A 255-nucleotide genomic window follows, 5' to 3' on the forward strand; every position below is an offset into this window, starting at 1 on the left:
CACTCCGATCCACAGGTCATCCGCTAACTTTTCAACGGTAGTCGGTTCGGTCCTCCAGTTGATGTTACTCAACCTTCAACCTGCCCATGGATAGATCGCCCGGTTTCGGGTCTAATCCTAGCAACTGTACGCCCTATTAAGACTCGGTTTCCCTACGGCTCCCCTAAACGGTTAACCTTGCTACTAAAATTAAGTCGCTGACCCATTATACAAAAGGTACGCAGTCACGGTCTCAAGGACCGCTCCCACTGCTTG

At 50.6% G+C, this 255-nt stretch carries 1 rRNA gene; it reads right to left on the minus strand.

The annotated features are described in order from the left end of the window. A 23S ribosomal RNA gene (locus JW499_RS23280) occupies window positions 1-255 on the minus strand; the annotation flags it as partial.

The sequence above is a fragment of the Amphritea pacifica genome (genome assembly GCF_016924145.1).
GTDB classification, from domain to species: domain Bacteria; phylum Pseudomonadota; class Gammaproteobacteria; order Pseudomonadales; family Balneatricaceae; genus Amphritea; species Amphritea pacifica.